Here is a 17,438-nt window from a genome sequence, read left to right on the forward strand (position 1 = left end):
CAGATTTGCGCCAAACATTACCCCCAATTCTTTTTTATTCTTTTCCTAATAAAGGAGAAAGAACATGAAGAATATCCGCCACACCAATACTGTTTTGGTTCTCAGCATAACGCTTTCCAGTCTACTCGCCGCATGCGGCACCGGCCCCGGTCCCTATAACGCGCTGAAAGAGAGCGAAAGCTATCCGGGGTCCTTTTCAAAGGCGCTGGCTCAGGAATATCAAGCCTTTGCCCAGTCTGAAATCGAACAATATGACTGGCCCGATCAGTACTATATCGCACAAAAAGGCCTTAATGCGGTGTCAGGTACCCAGCCGCTACCAGAGAACCTGGAAAACTGGCGCTTATCAGAGGATGATAAAGCGTTCATGATCCGGTACCGGAATGATCTTGTCCACTGGCTGAATACCGACGCCCGAATAAAAGCTCCTCTCCGTTCAGCCCGGGCGCAGGCGCGATTTGACTGCTGGGTTGAACAAAAAGAAGAAAACTGGCAAACCGCTGACATAAAAGCCTGCCAAAATGACTTGCAGCAAGCCTTGCCGAAAATCTCTAAAGTTCACTTCGCGTTTGATAGTAGTCAGCTCAACCAAAAATCACACGCGGCCCTTGAAACGATTGCCAGTGACTGGCGCAAAAACCCTGGTGATCTCATTATCCTGCAGGGCCACACGGACCAGGTGGGCAGTATACCTTACAACTACAAACTGTCTCGAAAGCGTGTTATTGCGGTAAAAAAGCAGCTTGTCGAAGCTGGTATTCCAGAGCAGCGTATTCAGATGGAAATTTGGGGGAAAACACGCCCACGGCAAGAAGAAGGCCGTCACCTCAACAATGAAATGAACCGTCGGGTTGAAATTCTGAAACTTTAGGATCCACTGGCTTTTTTTGACCCTTTTGTTTTTTCCGTGTAGGTATGATCCATAGCACTTTTAGACCCGTATTAATTCCATGATCGGGTTGTTTGGGAAAGGATGGTTTCATGAACTGGGGAACTGCCTATAAAAAAACAACTGAAAATATCGAGGTATCGGTTCAACCCATTTTTCTGAGTGATCGCTCCGAACCGGAAGATGAACTATTCGTGTGGGCTTATAAAGTGCATATTCAAAATAACAGCGATCAACAGGTAACACTGCGTCAACGCTGCTGGCACATTACGGACGCTTATGGAAACACCGAGGTGGTTCGTGGGGAAGGCGTAATAGGGGAACAACCGGTTCTGGAACCTGGACAGTCTTTTGAATATACAAGTGGGACACCTCTTTCAACACCATCTGGTATCATGGTAGGTACTTATGATATGGAGGTTGAAGGCGGGGGCTGGATTTCGGTGGAAATCCCGGCCTTTTCACTGGACAGCCCTCACGAGTCGTCTCGGCTCAATTAATGTTGTTAATTTCAACATCCTAACTTGATGGAATAGTATGGAAAAGAATATCCCGGCCCTCGTTGACACCGACAACAAGCCAACAAAAGAAGAAGCAGAAGAAGCGGTCAGAACCCTTATTCGGTGGGCTGGCGATGACCCGAAACGTGAAGGTTTGCTTGGCACCCCAGACCGGGTAACGCGGTCTTATCTTGAATTCTTTGCCGGCTATGAAGAAGACCCGGCCGCTTATCTGGAACGCACCTTTGAAGAAGTCGCCGGATATGATGAAATGATCATCCTCAAAGACATTCGTATGGAAAGCTATTGCGAGCATCATATGGTGCCCATCATTGGTGTCGCCCATGTTGCCTATATGCCAGACAACCGCGTTGTTGGTATATCCAAGCTGGCGCGGGTCGTGGATGCCTTTTCAAAACGCCTGCAAATACAGGAAAAGCTCACCCAGCAGATCGCTGACACCATTGATAAGGCGCTAAAACCAAAAGGGGTTGCGGTTATCATCGAAAGTGCCCATCAATGCATGACCACGCGCGGCGTTCATAAAGACGGCGTGACCATGATCACCAGTTCCATGCTGGGTTCTTTTCGAAAATCAGACATTACACGCAAGGAATTGCTGGCGTTTATTGATCGTCGGTAATGTGCCGCTGAACCGGATATCAAACTTCGGCCGGCTGGTTCTTTTTTCCCGTTACGAAGTTTGACATCCGCCTGAAATCGTCTTGAATAACCAGCAAGGCGGGCACAAGAAATAAAACCAGAAATGTAGCAATCATTAACCCAAAGACCAGCGTAATGGCCATTGGGATCAAAAACTGCGCCTGTAGGCTGGTTTCAAACAACAGCGGTGTCAAACCGCCAATTGTTGTAAGCGACGTCAGCAGAACAGCCCGAAGCCTGTCGCAGGTACCATCAATTACCGCCGCCCTATATTTTTCTCCCCGGCTCAGACGTTCATCGACCACACTCACCAGAATAATCGAATTATTCACAAGGATCCCTGAAAGACCCAGCAAGGCAATCAACGACAGGATCGTCAGGTTGTAGCCAAGCAGGTAATGCCCGGCAATTGCTCCAACAACACCAAAGGGGATGATCGACATCACCACAACAGGCCGCCAATAGGACGCGAAGACCCAGGCGAGGATCAGATAGATCGCGGTCAGGCCGATCATGGCGCCCAACCGCATATCTGCAAGGGTTTCTGCCTGTTCTTCTGATTTTCCAGCAAACCGGTATTTCAATCCATATTTTTCAGCAATGGCAGTCAGCCCATCTTTTGGCAGGACAGCCAACACCTCGTCAGAAGAGGTTGTCTCTTCATCAATTTCCGCTGTAATTGCCACTTCTCTGACACCATTTTCCCGCTTAATACGGGCGTATCCCTGTTCGGTATAGGTCGTGACAACTTCAGACAGGGGCACTTCAGATCCATCAGCGCTGCGCAGGTAGAAATTCTGCAATGCGTCCGCTGCGACCTGTTCGCGAGGATACTGAACACGGACCGTTACTTCTTCTTCGCCGCGGGCAAATTTGCGGGCGACCACCCCTTCAAAAGCGGCGCGAACCTGAAGGGATATGTCTTCGGTCGTAAAGCCCAAAGACCGTCCCTGGGGCGTCAATTTCAAAATGACTTCCTGTTTACCGTTCGGCAGGTCATCTTCAATATCCGACACGCCCTTATATCGTTTCAGCAGTTCTTTGACCTCCAACGCGGCGGTCTTGAGATCGTTCGTATTTGTGCCTTTCAGACGTATATCCAATTCACGGCCGGGAGGACCGCCAATCCGTTCAGTCAGTGCAATCCGTTCAAGGCCCGCAGCTGGAACAATCTCAGCGCGCCAAGCGTCGATAAAATCAGCTGTCCGTATACTTCGCTGATCCGCAGGGACAAGTTCGATCTGCATCCCGGCCCGGTGATCACCGGAAACAGAGGTAAACTGGCTGCCGACGCTTATTCCAATCTTTGCAAAGGAAGATACGACCAGGCCGCCTTCTCCGCCCGTCAGATCCTGTTCAACCTTCAGCAACGCACGGTTCATTTCCGAAATCATATCTTCCGTTGCGTCCCGCTGTACACCTGGTGAGAACACGATATTGGCGTTCACCACATCCGCCTCAGGTGATGGGAAAAAATTAAACCCGATGCGGCCCCCAGCCAGAAGGCCAAATGCAACGAAGAGCAACGCGACAGCCATTGCAAGCGTCGCATAACGCCAACTGACAACGGTACTGACGGTTCTGCGAAACAGGTGCGTCTGAAAATAGGTGAATTTCGTATCAAACCAGATCCGGGCTCGGCTGTCGGTTCCTTTATGGCGCAGCGCGCCCCGCATATGCCCCGGCAACACGAAAAAGCATTCGATCAAGCTGGCGGCCAGTACAGCCACAACGACCGCTGGGATGGCTGAAATAATCTGCCCGATGACATCCCCGATCATGAAAATCGGTAAAAAAGCGGCAATCGTCGTAAGGCTGGATGCAAATACAGGCGCCAGCATTCGAAGCGCCCCTTTTTCCGCTGCTTCAAGCGGCCGCAACCCCTGCGCCTTCAGGTAACTGCTATGTTCGCCCACCACGATCGCATCATCCACGATAATGCCCAAACTCATGATAATGGCGAACAGGCTGATCATATTGATGGACTGGCCTGTAAATAACATCACGCCTGCCGTTGCGAGGATAGCAACCGGAATACCGACAGCAACCCACAGGGCAACCCGGATATTCAGGAAAATAAACAAGACCACAAGAACCAGCGCCAGCCCCCCCAGACCGTTATTCAACAACAGGCGGATCCTGTCTTCAATAAGGTTCGCCTGAACATCATATTGGGTAATGGTCAGTTGTTCGGGCCATCTCTTTCGTTCGGTCTCGATATACTCACTCACGATTTTGGATGCCTCTAACGCATCTGTCGACTGGGAGCGTTGAATAAAAATCTCAACGGCTTGCTGACCGTTCAGCAAGCCAGTTTTCCCCGTTTCAGAAAATGCGTCCGTCAGAACCGCAATATCCCGCAAATATACAGTTTGTCCGCTGGGGGTCGCCTTGATCTCAAGCTGTCCCATTGATGGCGCATCATTTTTTTGCTCAAGGGATCGTAACTGGCGTTCATACTGCCCGCCCATCGTTCCGAGCGGAACATCTTTTGAATTATTGCGGATAACCGTCGCGATATCGCTTAAGGTAAGATCATATCGGCGCAACGCCCGATCATCGACCGTCACCCAAATTTCCTCATCTCGGGCACCAAACAGGCTGATTTTATCAATCCCCCGATCCAGCAAATCATCTCTGATCGTTTTGGCAATCGCTTTTAACGACGCTTCAGAATAAGGTCCGGAAACGGACAGCCGGGAAATCGGGTCATAGATCACAATTCTTTTCGTAACGGGCGTTTCAATGGTTTCAGGAAAAGTCGTAATCTGCGAGACCCCCTGCTCAACATCAGAAAGGGCCTCCTGCATATCAGTGCCCGCCTCAAACTCAACAACAACCGTACTATTCCCTTCAACCGAGAAGGACTGCACTTTCTTCACCCCGTTGAGAAAACGCACTTCAGGTAACAGGGCTGTTGTAATATTAGTATCAACATCCTCTGCGCTCGCCCCGGGCCAAGTAATCGAAACACTGACAATTTCTGTTCCAAAATCAGGAAAAAACTGGGTGTTTAATCGCATCAGGGAAAAGCCACCGACGACGATCATCATGATCATCAACAGATTTGCAGCGTTCTTGTGCTTTACAAAAAGCGAGACAAGGCGTGCGAGGTCCATTAGCGCACCTCGACCTTAAGGCCCGGGCCAATTTCTGCAAAGCGTGTTGTGATCAACTGTTCACCGTCTTTCAGGTCCCCAGTGACCAGAAGGGTCGCACCATTATTATAGACAATCTCAACGCTGCGCTCTTCAATACGCCCGTCAACAATCACATATACTTTTTTGCCTTCATAAACGGCATGCTCAGGCAACTGAAGGGCGTTTGGAAATTTTTCACCGCTTAAAATCACATCAACGAAGGCGCCGGGGCGCACCTTGTTGGTTCCACCATTTGGTTGCAAAACAGCATATAACTGAATTCCGCCGGTGCTTGCACTGATCTGTGATCCGATGCGGGCGATCCGGCCGTCAAACAAATGCTCTTTGTCACCCGCAACCCATTTTACAGTGACAGGCCGCCCAATCACACCCTCTTTTGACGCCTGCAAAAGACCAAATTGCCGGTCGGACAGATGAAACTGGGCTTCAAGACTACTTGCATCAATTAGCCGCGCAACTTTATCGCGGGCGTCCACGCGCTTGCCAAGCTCCACCTCGATCTGGTCCACATATCCTCTGAAAGGCGCACGAAGTTTCGTATTCTTCAAATCCCGCTCGGCCCTTTTGATACCGATTTCCAACCGGGCCAGCACCGCTTTCTGCTGGCCGATGCGGGCCCGCTGGATATCCAACTGGGCCGCCCTCTGTTCAACTGTCTGGCGTTGGCGACTAAGGGCGTTCTTGGCGTCATCCAATGATTTAACCGAAATATTTCCCTTTTTTCTAAGGGTCTCAGATCGTTCAAGGTTTCGAATTTCCAGCGCCAAAATCTCTTTATCACGAACCAGAGAGGCTCTTTCTGAACGCGCCACCGCCTGCAATTCCTCCAGTCGGGATCGCGCTTCAAGGGCACTCGCTTTTTTCTCGGCTAGACTGGCATCATATTCGAACGGGTCGATTTCGATCAAAAGATCCCCTTTTTCAAGGATCGAACCTTCTTTCAATTTGTCACTTACGCGGATAATTTCACCTGCAACAAGTGAGCGTAATTCTACTTCGCGCGACGCCATTAATGTTCCAAACAGCGAAATACGGGGCGCCAGGGTTTCCCGTTTTACGGTTTTGACGGCAACATTCCAGACACGTTCTTTTACCGGGACTGGCGTTTCTTCAACTTTTGTAAGTTTTAGATACGAATATGCACCGAAGCCGACGGCCAAAATCAACACAGGAAGAACGATTTTAAACTTACCACTAAGCATCTACGGATCCTCTTGTGCAGTCATGGGAGGGAGTCCCAGCATCCGAAACACCATGTCAACGGTTTCTCGTTTCAAAATCGCGATTTCCGGTTCCTTGAACCCCGCCCAGCCCAACCGGTGGGAAAGCAAATGTTCGTTCAAAGAATATTGAAGGCACAAACTGATCAGGGAATGACTGACCAGTTTGACAGTCACACTGTCTTCAGGTTCCTTTTTGATCACAGAGACCAGGCGTCCCGCCAGATCATGCATAATATCGATATGACCGGACATGACCTTTTCAAAACACGGTCCAACGCTTTGGATTTCACGTAAGATCAAACGCATCTTCCATCTTGGCTGCAAATTAGATGTGATCGCATCGATTAGCAGACAGACAAATGTTTTCAGTATTTGACGTTGCAAGGCGGGATTATCCTTGGCGGCAGCGAGACCCGCATCCAAAAAATTCTTAAAACCATTCCGCACTGGGGCTAAGTCGTCGATTAGGGTCGAAAAAACTGCGTCATACAGGCCTTCTTTACTGCCAAAATGATAGGAAATTGCGGATAGATTAACCGACGCGGCCCGCGCAAGTTCGCGTGTCGAAACGGCGTCAAAGGGACGGTCGGCAAATAACGGCCCTGCCATCTCAATCAGGCGGGCAGCAGCCGGTTGTTTTTTGGTTGCTTGCATAATTAGGTCAATCGTTTGATCTATTTTAACATACATATAAAGGGCCCGCTGAAAAATCAAGTTTTCCAAGGGGCCCTTTTTTATACGAACGGAATAGTGATCAGATGTGTGATGTCTGTCACACCGACCCGCGGAGCGTGATCTAACGCAGGAAAGGTGTTAGAAAGTTCCGGATATTTTTTTCCATTTCCTTGTCGAAGTCCTGCATGATTATTTCTGTTTGATTGAAATAAAGGCGGTCACGTTCGTTCAAGGTCGCCTCTTCCGAAATGGATTTCTCGCGGCGGGCTTGTGCCAGTGCCAACCCTTTTGACCCGTTTATTGTGACCACCTGCAATTCAACATTTACGTTAAACTCGTACGAAACCACCTGATCTTTCGTAAAAAGACCAGTTAAACCTGTCGTTTTTGGCAATTCTTTTTCAATAACACTGGCATCTTTGATGGTTAAAACCGCGTACGCATTGCTATTGCCTACGGCACGCAGCCGGTCCTGCGACCAGCGTTGGATGGACTTGTCCAGTTTTACCGGCAGTTCATGTTCAACATTCGGTGCTTTCAGCGGCGAGCGAAACTCATTGACCACGCGAATTTCACCAACATCCAGCCTGATAGGGGCCAGATGCTGAAACGTAATATCCGCATATTGCTGTTTTTCAGGAACCGACACACAAGAGGCCAAAACCACCCCAAGGATACCCACGACAACAATACGAAAAATAGAAATTATGGCCATTATGTACCTCTTGGTCCTGAACTCACTTTAATCATCAAGCAGTGTGAAGAAGAAAAAAGGCAATCCTATGATCCCTGATCGGCCCCGACAATGTCAGACATTTTAAAGACATACTGCGCACTACAGAACTGGCAATCGGTTTTAATAACGCCGTCATCCGCAAGATCTTCAACTTCGGTTGCTCCGAAAGTCTGCAGGGTTCGGAAAAACCGCTCTTCACTACAACTGCATTTATCCTGCAAAATCTGGGGATCATGAAGCCAGACGCCATCTTCATGAAACAACCGATAGAGCAGCTCTGGTGATCGCATATTCCGATCCGTCAATTCCCCAGACTGAACCGTACTCACAAGGGCCTCTGCATTTCGCCAGGCTTCGTCATGCGCATCCTGATTGAAGATACGGCCATCTTCACTCGGCAGTCGCTGAATCATCAACCCGCCGGCCCGCCATTTACCATCGCGTTTTTCAACACTCGAAATAAGCTTTGTTTCCAGTTGCTCGGATTTATCGAAATAGTCTTCCATACACTGAGAAAGACTTTCCCCTTCCAGCGCGACAATCCCCTGATAGCGTTGATCCGTATCTTTTGCATCGATCGTAAAGGCGATATATCCCTTGCCCAGATACTGTTTGACCAGATCCGTTGACGGGGCTCCTTCTGCCTCTGCAAGCTTGTCAGGATCGAAGGCTGCGTATCCGCGCAAATGACCGGGCGTCGTCATGTCTGACGCCAGCATGGTAATGGCACCGTCGCTTTTCGTCTGAACCGTAAAAATACCCTCAAATTTCAGCGCCCCGCCAAGGACCGCTGACAAAACAAGCGTTTCCCCCAAAAACCGAGCAACGACCTCGGGGTAGTCGTGCCTGTTCAATATATCATCGACACATTTTCCAAGCCGAACGAGACGTCCGCGAACACCCGCTTCAGCCATCTGGAAAGGCTGAATGAGATCATCCGTTAAAATGACTGTATCCTGTTTGTCAGACATTGGTAGGTCCTACCTGTACTATTCGCCGATTTTACCAAGGCACCAACGCAGCACGGCCTTTTGGGCGTGCAAACGATTTTCGGCTTCATCAAAAATTACCGATTGCGGACCGTCCATCACGGCCGCAGTTGCCTCCTCCTCGCGATGCGCAGGGAGGCAATGCATGAATATGGCGTCTGTCGCCGCTTTTTCCATCAATTTTTCATCAATCTGAAACGGCGCGAGCATATTGTGACGATCGCCCGCATCATCACCCATGGAAACCCAGGTATCTGTAACCAGACAATCTGCCCCTGCGGCGGCTTCTTCGGCGCTTTGGGTTACGTAAACCGAAGCCCCCATTTCCTTGGCCCAGTCCAGCGCCCGTTGATCTGGTGTCAGCTCTTTCGGGCAGGCAATGCGAAATTCAAAGTCAAACTGGCCGGCCGCATGGATCCACGAAGTAACCATGTTATTACCATCCCCGCTCCACGCCACAACCTTATTGGTAATCGGCCCTTTATGTTCTTCAAACGTCATGACATCCGCCATCAACTGACAAGGATGACTGTTGTTGCTCAGACCATTAATGATCGGGATAGACGCATTCTCGGCCAGTTCAATCAATTTTGAATGGTTATCTGTTCGCAACATGATCGCATCCACAAAGCGGGACAGAACCTGCGCCGTATCCGCAATGGATTCGCCGCGTCCCAATTGCATGTCTGCGCTGTTCAGAACCATCGTATCGCCGCCCAGCTGACGCATGGCCATATCGAAAGAAACACGGGTCCGTGTTGATGGGAACTCAAAAATCGCTGCAAGCGTATGCCCTTCAAGGGAACGCCCGGTATCTGCTGTGCCTTTAGGAAAACCCGCTCGTGCTTTTTTAACGGCGATGCCGTCATCAATCATCGTCCGCAGGTCACTTTTCGATACTTCATGCAAATCCAGAAAATGTGTTGGGTTCGTCATCAGGCCAGCTCCTCACAGGATTTTTCCAGTGCCGCAATAAATTCGTTTATCTGTTTTTCTTCAATAATGAGCGGCGGCAAAAGGCGCACCACGTTGTCCCCCGCTTTTGCGGTTAAAACGCCATGCTTTTGCAGCGTCTCGATCAGCGTTCCATTCTCGACCTTACATTTCAGGCCTAAATGTAAACCAACACCGCGCAATTCTTCCAGCACCGTTGGATAACGATCTACAACGCCGTTTAGAGACTGCTTCAAATGGCCTGAGATCCGCTGGACATTTTCCAGAAATCCGTCTTCCGTCATGACATCAAAAACCGTTGTCGCCACCGCCATGGCAAGCGGGTTTCCTCCATAGGTTGACCCATGGCTCCCAACGGTCATGCATTTGGCGACTTTCTCCACGGCCAGGCAGGCCCCGACAGGAAATCCGTTCCCCAGGGCTTTGGCCGATGTCATGATATCCGGCTCAACGCCAGTTTGCTCGTAGGCAAAAAGGGTTCCGGTTCTGCCCATACCCGTTTGAATTTCGTCAAACATCAACAGCAATCCTTGTTCGTCACACAGGGCGCGCAATGCTTTCAGAAAGGCAGGGTCCACAACTTTAATACCGCCTTCCCCGAGGATCGGCTCAATAATGATCCCGGCGGTCTCTGGCGTGATCGCAGCTTTAACCGCTTCGATATCGCCAAGCTCAACATGATCATAACCGTCGGCAACCGGTCCGAACCCTTCAAGCAGTTTGTCCTGCCCTGCGGCGGCAATCGTTGCCAGTGTGCGCCCATGAAACGATTGATTAAAACCGATCACCCGGAATTTTTCAGGCTGCCCGTTTGTGCTGAAATATTTACGGATCATTTTCAGACCGCATTCGTTGGCCTCAGCCCCCGAGTTACAGAAATAAACGGCATCTGCAAACGTCGCATCCACCATTTTCTGGGCCAGAATTTTCTGTTCCGGGATGGTAAACAGGTTTGCAACATGCATCAGCCTGGATGCCTGTTCCTGAACTGTCTTGACGATCGCCGGATGGGCATGCCCCAGTGACGTGACCGCAATTCCGGCGTAAAAATCGAGATATCGTCGGCCATCATTTCCGATCAAGTACGCGCCCTCTCCTTTTTCAAAGGAAAGTTCTGCAGGGGCATAGTTTGATAACAAAGCGGGAATCATGTGCCTTCTCCACGACAAATCGACAAAATGTCATTTAGTGAATGGCTCCGAATCATCCTGTTTGATGAATTATCGGAGCCCAGAAAGCGCGGAAGTATTGACAGGCGGATCTATCCTGTCAATCAAACTCTGCTTTTGAAGGCTGTTTTCTATGCTTTTAGTTTAAAACCTTTGCGAAAAAGCAACCAAACGACAGCGTAGAGGAATAAATCAAGCAACCCGACGATGATGGCACCCTGCACAAGAGAGCTGTCAGATGTCCCGATAAACCCATACCGGAAACCGTCGATCATGTAGAAAAAGGGATTGATATGGCTGAGGTCGTACCAGATGCCGCTCAATCGCTCGACCGAATAGAATGTTCCTGAGAGAAAGGAGAGCGGCATAATCACAAAATTCGTCACCGCAGCAATATGATCGAATTTGTCTGAAATGATGCCACCAATAATGCCAAGCAATGACAGCATCAAACCCGCGGCAACCAGGAAATACAAAATGGCTGGCAGGGAATGGATTTGAAGGTCGATAAAGAACCACATGCACACGGTCACAACCAGCCCGACAACCATTCCCCGGGCGAGGCCGGACAACGCATAGGCCAGTGTCAGCTCAGACGCCGAAAGCGGTGGCATCAGGACGTCCACAATATTCCCTTGAACTTTCGCAATCACCAGCGAAGAGGATGTATTTGCAAAGGCGTTTTGAATAACCGACATCATGATGAGGCCCGGCGCCAGAAAGTTGGCAAAACTGACGGCACCGTCATAGCGTTCGCCATTCCCGAAAGCGAGCGTGAAGATGGCCAGAAACAGCATAGTGGTCATCATAGGAGCAAAAACGGTTTGCAGGGGAACCTTGAGGAACCGTTTAATTTCCTTCGAAAGGAGCGTATAAAGACCCAGCCAGTTTAAAAAAGCGGCGCGACCTGTTACCGGCCGGTCAGCATTTGAAAGGGCGGTCTGATTTTCTGTTGTGCGGATTGTCATGGGCCTTTAAATATTCCCTATAGACAAAAGGTGCAAGCTATCCTTGTCACAGTTTTTGTGAAAATTGGAACAATCAAGCATATAGACACCATCATTACGACAGGTTGGAGAAGGTTATGTCCGTTAAAATATTACACAATCCAAGATGCAGCAAATCCCGCCAGACACTCGATCTTATTCGGGAAAAAGGGATTGAGCCGCTGGTCATCGAATATTTAAAAACCCCGCCAACCAAACAGGAATTGACTGAAATTCTGTCAAAGCTTGGTATTAAACCCCGGGATTTAATGCGCAAAGGGGAAGCCGAATACAAAGAAAACAGCCTTTCAGATCCCTCTCTTAGCGATGAGCAGCTTATTGACGCAATGGTCGCAATTCCCAAACTGATTGAGCGTCCCATTGTTCTTAACGGGGACAAAGTGCGCATTGGTCGCCCGCCTGAATCTGTCCTTGAAATTCTATAAGAGAAACGGCTCAGACTTTGGTGGACACAACAGACGATCTCGTCATCGGCCTGCGAGCAGGGAACCGCGCGGCCCTGGCACGCGCCATAACCCTTGTTGAAAATAATGGCAAGGGAACCGGCGACCTGCTGCAAAAGCTGGCACCCTCTCTTGGTCATTCGATGGTTGTTGGCTTCACCGGGGCCCCGGGGGCTGGCAAGTCGACGTTGGTTGGCGCGTATGTCAGGGAATTGCGAAGCCGGGGAAAATCTGTTGGTGTGATTGCGGTCGACCCGTCCAGCCCGTTAAGCGGCGGGGCCGTTCTTGGCGATCGCATTCGGATGAGTGAACATGCGACCGATCCCGACGTTTTTGTGCGCAGCCTCGCCTCTCGCGGACATTTAGGGGGCCTGAGCCGATCCGCGTCCCATGTAATCGACATAATGGATGCCTTCGGCAAGGACGTTATTGTTCTGGAGACTGTGGGAGCAGGTCAGTCTGAGGTTGAGGTGGCCGATATTGCCGATGTCAAAGTGGTGGTCTGCGCCCCCGGCCTTGGGGATGATGTTCAGGCGATTAAAGCCGGCATTCTGGAAATTGCGGATATTCTTGTGGTCAACAAAGCGGATAATCCGTTGGCAGAGCGCACCGCCCGCCAGCTTGAAGCCCGGACAACCGGTGCGTTAAGCCGCAAAATCCCGGTCCTTAAAACAATTGCCGTGGAAAATCAGGGACTGGACCTATTATCGGAAGCGATTGAAACACAGCATCATTTACGAGATCACGCCCAGAAAGAAAAAGACCGGCCCCGAAAACTGCTTAAAACCACGACACTGGAATTTCTGTCGTCAAAACTGGACGAAGACAATCAAGCTCTTGATTTAATATCAGAAAAACTAGTGCGGGGGGAAATCAGCTTTGAAGAAGCGGCCCGTCAGTGCCTCGAAATCGCCTCCAAACAAGTGTGATCTACGCCTCTTTATGTGCATTTCTCAACTTCCAGCTTTTCATTGCAGCGCACAATATATAAGCTGTCGCACAAGCCAGGGCGCAAACACCCCGGAATGATAATAAAACATAAAGAGGAGATTTCTCATGGCAGAAGCCGTCATCGTTTCCACAGCACGAACCCCCATTGGTAAAGCCTATCGCGGCGCCTTCAACAACACCCATGGCGCAGATCTGGGTGGCCATGTGATCAAGCATGCCGTCGAACGGGCTGGAATTGATCCCGCTGAAGTAGAAGACGTCTTAATGGGTGTTGCCAATCCAGAAGGTGCAGCAGGCGGCAATATTGCCCGACAGGCCCTTTTGCGCGCCGGCCTTCCAATCACAACATCCGGTGCAACCGTCAATCGCTTTTGTTCCTCAGGATTGCAAACAATCTCGATGGCCGCTCAGCGCGTGATTGCAGACGGGGTTCCGGTAATGGTTGCCGGTGGTCTGGAAAGCATCAGCCTTGTTCAAAATGAACATATGAACCAGTTCCGCTATCAAAATGAATGGCTGGTCGCGAATAAACCTGCCATTTACGACCCAATGCTGAAAACAGCTGAAACTGTTGCAACACGGTATGGCATTTCTCGCGATGCGCAGGACGAATATGGTTACCAGAGCCAGATGCGAACCGCTGCGGGGCAAGAAGCCGGCCGCTTCGACAAAGAAATCGTGCCAATGACCACCAAAAAACTGTTGGTCAACAAGGAAACCGGCGAAACACTTGAAGAAGAAGTGACCCTGACCAAAGACGAAGGCAATCGCCCGGAAACAACACTCGAAGGCTTGCAAAGCCTGAAACCTGTTATGGGTGAGGACTGCTTCATCACCGCCGGTAACGCAAGTCAGCTTTCTGACGGTGCTTCCGCCTGTGTTGTGATGGACTCAAAACTTGCCCAACAGCGCAATATCGAGCCACTCGGCACTTACCGCGGACTTGTCGTCGCTGGTTGTGAGCCAGATGAAATGGGAATTGGTCCTGTCTATGCTATCCCAAAATTGCTGGAACGCAACGGTCTGAAAATGGATGACATTGGTCTTTGGGAACTCAACGAAGCCTTTGCTGTTCAGGTTCTGTATTGCCGTGACAAACTGGGTATTCCAAACGAACTGCTGAACGTTGATGGTGGCGCAATTTCCATCGGCCATCCTTACGGTATGTCCGGTGCCCGTATGACAGGCCACGCCTTGATTGAAGGAAAACGCCGCGGCGCAAAATATGTCGTGACAACAATGTGTATTGGCGGCGGAATGGGCGCAGCAGCTCTGTTCGAAGTCAACTAAGCAACGCACCAACCCATAAAACCGGCCCCGTAAAAAGGGCCGGTTTTTTTGTGCCTTCACAGGAAATAATCAATCCTTGCGTCATCATAGGGCCACCATTTTTTGAACGTTTTCCCCCTCAGAGAAATGGCCTTAATGGCGGACACATCCACTGATCGGCCCAAGACCTTTTGGCTAGGGTACAAACAAAACTTTGAATACAAGGATCCTTCTCTCATTTTCTGAAAAACGCCAAAAAGTGTTAATCGCTTTCCGGCCCCCGCCTTTTGTATTTCTTTATAGTTTTTTCATTATATTAGAGTACCTTAGAAAGATGGCACAGGATTTTGAGGATACAGAAGAGGCGCTTGACCTGATCCCTTCTGATTTGGACGAGGCAACCCATGCGGAAATGCTGGCGCTTTACCGGGAAAGTACGCGAACCATGCTGTTTGCAAAAACCCGGCAATGGCGGACGCTAGGGGCGGCGTGCCTGTCCCATGCTGCGTTGGTAACAATCGGACATTTACTCGCCAAAGAAACTTTTCATCATCAGGCATTGGTCATTCTCTCATTTTTGATTTCTGCCATCAGTGTGTGCATTTTGGTCATCTATCAATTTTGGCAGCATACTGAAATGCAAAAGCTGCGCCGGATAACAGGTTTTCTGTCCAGTTATTTTCAACATATCCGGCATATCAAATCGCGGAGTGAAGCAAACATTCACCGTTATATCCTGCTGGTAATCATGATTATTTCCATCGTCGTGTCGAATACGATTGCGTATATTGCCTACCTGCCATTACTGTCTGTTGGCACCCCGTAGCATCAGTATTTGGTAATTTTTTCGCTGTATCACTTCCCCATAACGCCCTATGACAAGAACCGTCAGGTGACTTCCTTCTACTGGTGAAACGCCTAATAATAAAAAACAGGGATCACGAATGCGCCCCGCACCAACAAAAAAAACGCTTGGCTATCTTGCTGCTTTCACAATTGTATTTCTTTGGTCCGGATGGATCGTGACCAGCCGTTTCGGCGCAACCTCGGCTCTAACCATTTATGATATTACCGCCATGCGGTACGGTATATCCGGACTGATCGTGCTTCCGATCGCTTTTTATTATAAGCCATGGCGAGGTTTAACAATCCGGCGGATTGCCGCCGTTTCATTGTTCTCCGGCTTTCCTTACACCCTCGTGGTCTATCAAGCCTTCACATTGGCCCCCGCCGCCCATGGCGGGGTCTTCATGAACGGGGTTCTCCCGGCCATTACGGTAGGACTTGGCTGGCTTTGGTTTAAAGATAAGCCACACCGGGTTCAAATAGGAGGAACCGTCTTGATCATCATCGGGGCCTCGGTGACATTGTTTGGCAGCGATGCCAACCAAATGGATACCAGTTGGCAGGGCGACCTGTTGTTTATGCTGGGGGGCTTATGCTTCGCCCTTTACATGGTAATGACCCGACTTTGGTCGCTTACAGCAACCCAGGTTCTTTTCTGCTCCTCCGTTGTGAACGGGGTTATTTTTACGCCCCTCTGGTTTTTCTTCCTGCCAAGCGGGCTTTCCGAAGCAAGCGCCCTGGATATTGGGTTGCAGGCCCTGTATCAGGGAATATTGGCAACATTGTTCGGTATGGTCATCGTGGCGTTTGCTGTCCGTCATATCGGTGCGCCGCCAACCGCCGCTTTTATGTCAGGCGTGCCTGCCATTGCGGCGTTTCTTGGGGTTCTTCTTTTGGGGGAAGAATTTGGTCTGATGGGCTGGATCAGCATTCTCATTCTGACGCCCGGAGTGTTAATGACAGCCCTTTGGAACAGCCACGCACCCACACAGAAAACCTGAATAAGTCCAATAAAAAGCCCCGGCAAACTGTCCGGGGCAATCCATCATTTTTAATCGGTGACGTCCCTAGCGAGTAGGTGTCGGAACATCTGTCGTGTAATCGTAAAAACCACGACCGGTTTTTTGGCCCAGCCAACCAGCTTCAACATATTTCACAAGAAGCGGGCAAGGACGGTATTTCGTATCCGCCAGCCCTTCATACAGAACCTGCATGATCGAGAGGCACACATCCAGACCGATAAAGTCCGCCAATTGCAACGGCCCCATTGGGTGATTTGCACCCAGACGCATCCCGGAATCAATTGCTTGAACAGATCCCACACCTTCATACAGCGTATAAATCGCCTCATTGATCATCGGAAGAAGGATCCGGTTCACAATAAAGGCAGGGAAGTCTTCTGCCGGTGTTGGGGTTTTGCCCAGTTTAGCCGTCAATTCGCGAATGGTCGAAAAAGTTTCCTCACTTGTCGCAATTCCGCGAATAAGTTCGACAAGTTTCATGACCGGCACAGGGTTCATGAAATGCATGCCCATGAACTGCGCCGGACGATCAGTGACCGCGGCAAGCCGGGTCACTGAAATCGAGGATGTATTGGTCGCGATAATTGCCTCTGGCTTCAACTGCGGTCCGAGAGGAGCAAGAATGGCTTTCTTGATTTCCTCATTTTCGGTGGCCGCTTCGATGACCAGATCAATTTCCGAAAGATATGTATCGTCCAAGACCGGAGATATCCGACCGAGCGCCGCCAGCATATCTCCTTCATCAAGCTTACCGCGGCCAACCTGCCGCTGCATATTCTCTTCAATAACCTTCAGACCTTTGTCCAGTTGATCCTGGGAAATGTCTTTCAAGAAAACGTCGAGACCAGCAATGGCCATCACATGGGCAATACCATTGCCCATCTGACCCGCTCCGATAACGCCTACTTTTTTAATCATGCTTGCTGTCCTGTCACATCCAA

Annotated in this window: 17 protein-coding genes; 8 read left to right on the top strand and 9 right to left on the bottom strand. The window is 49.9% G+C overall.

The window, feature by feature from the left end:
* Positions 1–64: 64 nt before the first annotated feature.
* From OIR97_RS17050 to folE, 3 genes are all read left to right on the top strand, one after another.
* Positions 65–871, top strand: a complete 807-nt coding sequence (locus tag OIR97_RS17050) for an OmpA family protein (protein WP_169543416.1) — start codon at positions 65–67, stop codon at positions 869–871.
* Positions 872–981: 110 nt separating this feature from the next.
* Positions 982–1,389 (top strand): Co2+/Mg2+ efflux protein ApaG, encoded by a 408-nt coding sequence (gene apaG / locus OIR97_RS17055; RefSeq protein WP_169543417.1) that lies wholly within the window; start codon positions 982–984, stop codon positions 1,387–1,389.
* Between the two features lie 37 nt (positions 1,390–1,426).
* Positions 1,427–2,032 carry a GTP cyclohydrolase I FolE gene (gene folE, locus OIR97_RS17060; protein ID WP_169543418.1) on the top strand — a complete coding sequence of 202 codons (606 nt, stop codon included), beginning with the start codon at positions 1,427–1,429 and terminating at the stop codon, positions 2,030–2,032.
* A 19-nt stretch (positions 2,033–2,051) separates the two neighbouring features.
* Here folE and OIR97_RS17065 read toward each other — a convergent pair whose 3' ends face one another.
* The 8 genes from OIR97_RS17065 to OIR97_RS17100 form a co-directional block, all read right to left on the bottom strand.
* Positions 2,052–5,171 carry an efflux RND transporter permease subunit gene (locus tag OIR97_RS17065; protein WP_169543419.1) on the bottom strand — a complete coding sequence of 1,040 codons (3,120 nt, stop codon included), beginning with the start codon at positions 5,169–5,171 and terminating at the stop codon, positions 2,052–2,054.
* Complete coding sequence (locus OIR97_RS17070) at positions 5,171–6,415, bottom strand: efflux RND transporter periplasmic adaptor subunit (RefSeq protein ID WP_169543420.1); 1,245 nt, start codon at positions 6,413–6,415, stop codon at positions 5,171–5,173. Before OIR97_RS17070 ends, OIR97_RS17065 begins: the two co-directional genes overlap by 1 nt.
* Complete coding sequence (locus OIR97_RS17075) at positions 6,416–7,090, bottom strand: CerR family C-terminal domain-containing protein (protein WP_169543421.1); 675 nt, start codon at positions 7,088–7,090, stop codon at positions 6,416–6,418.
* A gap of 142 nt (positions 7,091–7,232) precedes the next feature.
* Positions 7,233–7,826, bottom strand: a complete 594-nt coding sequence (locus tag OIR97_RS17080; RefSeq protein WP_169543422.1) for a hypothetical protein — start codon at positions 7,824–7,826, stop codon at positions 7,233–7,235.
* Between the two features lie 65 nt (positions 7,827–7,891).
* Positions 7,892–8,818, bottom strand: a complete 927-nt coding sequence (locus OIR97_RS17085) for an Hsp33 family molecular chaperone HslO (protein ID WP_169543423.1) — start codon at positions 8,816–8,818, stop codon at positions 7,892–7,894.
* 18 nt (positions 8,819–8,836) lie between these two features.
* Complete coding sequence (gene argF, locus OIR97_RS17090) at positions 8,837–9,772, bottom strand: ornithine carbamoyltransferase (protein WP_181017838.1); 936 nt, start codon at positions 9,770–9,772, stop codon at positions 8,837–8,839.
* Positions 9,772–10,941 carry an aspartate aminotransferase family protein gene (locus OIR97_RS17095; protein WP_169543424.1) on the bottom strand — a complete coding sequence of 390 codons (1,170 nt, stop codon included), beginning with the start codon at positions 10,939–10,941 and terminating at the stop codon, positions 9,772–9,774. Before OIR97_RS17095 ends, argF begins: the two co-directional genes overlap by 1 nt.
* A 149-nt stretch (positions 10,942–11,090) precedes the next feature.
* Positions 11,091–11,927 carry an ABC transporter permease gene (locus OIR97_RS17100; RefSeq protein ID WP_169543425.1) on the bottom strand — a complete coding sequence of 279 codons (837 nt, stop codon included), beginning with the start codon at positions 11,925–11,927 and terminating at the stop codon, positions 11,091–11,093.
* A 116-nt stretch (positions 11,928–12,043) separates the two neighbouring features.
* Between OIR97_RS17100 and arsC the strand changes: the two genes are divergently transcribed.
* The 5 genes from arsC (at position 12,044) to OIR97_RS17125 (ending at position 16,476) form a co-directional block, all read left to right on the top strand.
* The gene (gene arsC, locus OIR97_RS17105) at positions 12,044–12,391 is read left to right on the top strand and encodes an arsenate reductase (glutaredoxin) (protein WP_169543426.1); all 348 of its coding nucleotides are present in this window, start codon (positions 12,044–12,046) and stop codon (positions 12,389–12,391) included.
* Between the two features lie 20 nt (positions 12,392–12,411).
* Positions 12,412–13,338 carry a methylmalonyl Co-A mutase-associated GTPase MeaB gene (gene meaB / locus OIR97_RS17110; RefSeq protein WP_267177834.1) on the top strand — a complete coding sequence of 309 codons (927 nt, stop codon included), beginning with the start codon at positions 12,412–12,414 and terminating at the stop codon, positions 13,336–13,338.
* Between the two features lie 127 nt (positions 13,339–13,465).
* A complete protein-coding gene (locus OIR97_RS17115) occupies positions 13,466–14,650 on the top strand; it encodes an acetyl-CoA C-acyltransferase (protein WP_169543427.1) in 1,185 nt (394 codons plus the stop codon).
* 313 nt (positions 14,651–14,963) lie between these two features.
* A complete protein-coding gene (locus OIR97_RS17120; protein ID WP_169543428.1) occupies positions 14,964–15,455 on the top strand; it encodes a hypothetical protein in 492 nt (163 codons plus the stop codon).
* A gap of 118 nt (positions 15,456–15,573) precedes the next feature.
* The gene (locus tag OIR97_RS17125; RefSeq protein ID WP_169543429.1) at positions 15,574–16,476 is read left to right on the top strand and encodes a DMT family transporter; all 903 of its coding nucleotides are present in this window, start codon (positions 15,574–15,576) and stop codon (positions 16,474–16,476) included.
* Positions 16,477–16,542: 66 nt separating this feature from the next.
* Here OIR97_RS17125 and OIR97_RS17130 read toward each other — a convergent pair whose 3' ends face one another.
* Positions 16,543–17,415: a 3-hydroxybutyryl-CoA dehydrogenase gene (locus OIR97_RS17130; RefSeq protein WP_169543430.1), complete on the bottom strand. Its 873-nt coding sequence runs from the start codon at positions 17,413–17,415 to the stop codon at positions 16,543–16,545.
* Positions 17,416–17,438: the final 23 nt, after the last annotated feature.

This window comes from Sneathiella aquimaris, from assembly GCF_026409565.1.
Taxonomy (GTDB): domain Bacteria; phylum Pseudomonadota; class Alphaproteobacteria; order Sneathiellales; family Sneathiellaceae; genus Sneathiella; species Sneathiella aquimaris.

What these genes read in the sequence shown, in the direction of transcription:
- OIR97_RS17095 (WP_169543424.1), bottom strand. Translation starts at nt 10,941, where the DNA reads ATGATTCCCGCTTTGTTATCAAACTATGCCCCTGCAGAACTTTCCTTT.
- OIR97_RS17080 (WP_169543422.1), bottom strand. Translation starts at nt 7,826, where the DNA reads ATGGCCATAATTTCTATTTTTCGTATTGTTGTCGTGGGTATCCTTGGG.
- OIR97_RS17130 (WP_169543430.1), bottom strand. Translation starts at nt 17,415, where the DNA reads ATGATTAAAAAAGTAGGCGTTATCGGAGCGGGTCAGATGGGCAATGGT.
- OIR97_RS17125 (WP_169543429.1), top strand. Translation starts at nt 15,574, where the DNA reads ATGCGCCCCGCACCAACAAAAAAAACGCTTGGCTATCTTGCTGCTTTC.
- OIR97_RS17075 (WP_169543421.1), bottom strand. Translation starts at nt 7,090, where the DNA reads ATGCAAGCAACCAAAAAACAACCGGCTGCTGCCCGCCTGATTGAGATG.
- OIR97_RS17085 (WP_169543423.1), bottom strand. Translation starts at nt 8,818, where the DNA reads ATGTCTGACAAACAGGATACAGTCATTTTAACGGATGATCTCATTCAG.
- OIR97_RS17070 (WP_169543420.1), bottom strand. Translation starts at nt 6,415, where the DNA reads ATGCTTAGTGGTAAGTTTAAAATCGTTCTTCCTGTGTTGATTTTGGCC.
- OIR97_RS17100 (WP_169543425.1), bottom strand. Translation starts at nt 11,927, where the DNA reads ATGACAATCCGCACAACAGAAAATCAGACCGCCCTTTCAAATGCTGAC.
- OIR97_RS17065 (WP_169543419.1), bottom strand. Translation starts at nt 5,171, where the DNA reads ATGGACCTCGCACGCCTTGTCTCGCTTTTTGTAAAGCACAAGAACGCT.
- OIR97_RS17050 (WP_169543416.1), top strand. Translation starts at nt 65, where the DNA reads ATGAAGAATATCCGCCACACCAATACTGTTTTGGTTCTCAGCATAACG.
- OIR97_RS17115 (WP_169543427.1), top strand. Translation starts at nt 13,466, where the DNA reads ATGGCAGAAGCCGTCATCGTTTCCACAGCACGAACCCCCATTGGTAAA.
- argF (WP_181017838.1), bottom strand. Translation starts at nt 9,772, where the DNA reads ATGACGAACCCAACACATTTTCTGGATTTGCATGAAGTATCGAAAAGT.
- OIR97_RS17120 (WP_169543428.1), top strand. Translation starts at nt 14,964, where the DNA reads ATGGCACAGGATTTTGAGGATACAGAAGAGGCGCTTGACCTGATCCCT.
- arsC (WP_169543426.1), top strand. Translation starts at nt 12,044, where the DNA reads ATGTCCGTTAAAATATTACACAATCCAAGATGCAGCAAATCCCGCCAG.
- apaG (WP_169543417.1), top strand. Translation starts at nt 982, where the DNA reads ATGAACTGGGGAACTGCCTATAAAAAAACAACTGAAAATATCGAGGTA.
- folE (WP_169543418.1), top strand. Translation starts at nt 1,427, where the DNA reads ATGGAAAAGAATATCCCGGCCCTCGTTGACACCGACAACAAGCCAACA.